The sequence below is a fragment of the Cronobacter sp. EKM101R genome, assembly GCF_963888145.1.
Taxonomy (GTDB): Bacteria; Pseudomonadota; Gammaproteobacteria; order Enterobacterales; family Enterobacteriaceae; genus Cronobacter; species Cronobacter turicensis.
In genome coordinates this window covers 1-224 of record NZ_CAWPHW010000059.1, presented here as the reverse complement: position 1 = coordinate 224, position 224 = coordinate 1, and the positions used below count along the sequence as shown (strand labels likewise).

1 protein-coding gene is annotated in these 224 nt (G+C 66.5%); it reads right to left on the bottom strand.

Annotation, left to right across the window (positions count from 1 at the left end; translation table 11 throughout):
* A partial coding sequence (locus AACV31_RS20410; RefSeq protein WP_221413639.1) for a contractile injection system protein, VgrG/Pvc8 family occupies positions 1–224 on the bottom strand: 224 nt, incomplete at both ends.

Genomic DNA, 224 nt, shown 5'->3' with positions numbered 1-224 from the left:
TCGCCGAGCAGCGTTTTCACTATCTGCGGCACCGTCTGGCCCTGGAAGATACGCAGGTTACGGTCGCGATGCATCGGCCACAGGTCCGGCTCCACCGTCAGCTCATAGGCCGCATAGCGGGTGCCGGAAAGCTCCACGGCGGTCACCGCCACGCGGGTCACCTTGCCGTTGAGGTAGCGCGGCGTCATCAGCGCCTGGGTCGGGATGGTCACCGTCACCGGCTG